Origin of the sequence: Stieleria sp., assembly GCF_041595215.1 — a bacterium.
GTDB classification, from domain to species: domain Bacteria; phylum Planctomycetota; class Planctomycetia; order Pirellulales; family Pirellulaceae; genus Stieleria; species Stieleria magnilauensis.
Window position 1 is genome coordinate 1 of the sequence record NZ_JBFHKV010001485.1, and the last position, 1,582, is coordinate 1,582.

Consider the following 1,582-nt stretch of genomic DNA (forward strand, 5'->3'; position numbering starts at 1 on the left):
AAGAAACGATTGCGAGTCTACGTCCGTCCCGCACAATAACCCACCAAAAGTGGCGTAAGCTTCCAGCTTGCGTCCCCCCTGGCACAGCCAGCCCCTTCCCTGAATCACAAGCGAGAAGCTTACGCCACAGGTTCAGGATCCACGTCGCGGTAGGCCTTGATCACCGCCGCTTCACCTTCGATCCCCTTGCCGGCGTTCTTGTGCTCCATGCCCATGATGCCGGCATAGCCGCGGCGGTGCAGATGCGCGAACACAGTGCGGTAATTGATCTCGCCAGTGCCGGGTTCACGTCGCCCCGGATTATCACCGCATTGAAAGTACGCGATCTCGTCCCAGCAGCGGTCGATATTGGGAATCAAGTTTCCTTCGGTGATCTGTTGGTGGTAGATGTCGAACAAGATTTTGCAAGAGTCTCGGGCGACGGCTTTGCAGATCAAATAGGCTTGCGGAGAGCTGTGCAGCAGGACGCCCGGATGGTTGGTCTTGCGATTGAGTGGTTCCAACACCATCACCAGGCCGTGCGGTTCCACCACATCGCAGCACCGTTTCAACAGATCGATGCAATTGGCCATCTGATAGTCCCGCGGAAGTTTGGGATCGACCAATCCTGGCACGACGGTCAAGTACGTTGCGTTGACGCGTCGAGCCACGTCGACGATCCCCCGCATCGTGTTCACAATCTCGTCGCGGGCCGTCTGGTTGTCTCCGGAAAAATTGACGGCGTTCCAGATGCCCTTGAGTGCCGAGATGACGCCCATCTTCATCTCCAACCGTTCCATTTCCTTGGCGATCGCCGATTGTTGCTCGACCGGACGATCCTTCATCGGATTGTCCTCCCAGGCGCGGAACCCCTGATCGGCCGCATAGCGCAGTTGATCCAGCGGATCGTCACCGGCGGAACGGGCGAACATTCCGAAATGCGGTGCGTAGTTTAACGTGAACCGCTGCGGTTGTTCTGCGGCGACCGCCTGCTGTCCAACCAGCGTCGGCGCGAGCGTGGCCGCCAACGTTGCGCTTGCAAACTGTCGTCGATCCATTACAGCACCTTTGTTTGACCAGGAACCGCGATCGCGTAAGACCCGTCGTCCAACGGACGGATTGGCGCGGGTGCGTCCCAAGATTCCGCGTCGGTCGTCAAAACTTTTTCACTGGCCATCGCATCGTCCCATTCAACGGTCTTGCCGGAATACGTGGCCAGCCGGCCCAAGATCGCCGTCATCGTGCTGCTGGCGCTGTAGTCAACTTCGTGATGCGGCGTGTCTTCGACGACCGCTTTCATCAACGCGTTCCACTCGACTTGATAGGGACTTTGGTAATCCTTGCCACGTCTGCGCGGTGATTCCCAAATCGTTTTGTCACCGCTGGAGAGCGCGCACCGCGTGGTGCTCAATTCTGCGACGCCTTGGGTACCGACGATCTGTTCGGCGACCAACTTGCTGCAGCCGGGGATCTGGCGACAGTAGCTGTGCAAAATCGTTCCGTCGGCGTATTCGTAGTTGACCGCATGGTGGTCAAAGATGTTGCCATACTGCTTTCCGGTGCGGACTTGACGCCCGCCCATCCCTTCGGCCCGTACCGGGTG

Annotated in this window: 1 protein-coding gene and 1 pseudogene; both read right to left on the reverse strand. The window is 58.5% G+C overall.

The genetic code is table 11. The features are described 5' to 3' along the window. Positions 1-119 precede the first annotated feature (119 nt). Complete coding sequence (locus ABX749_RS32335; RefSeq protein ID WP_372899666.1) at positions 120-1,037, reverse strand: hydroxypyruvate isomerase family protein; 918 nt, start codon at positions 1,035-1,037, stop codon at positions 120-122. Then, positions 1,037-1,582: pseudogene (locus tag ABX749_RS32340) on the reverse strand (gfo/Idh/MocA family oxidoreductase); the annotation flags it as partial. The pseudogene ABX749_RS32340 and the gene ABX749_RS32335, both read right to left, overlap by 1 nt.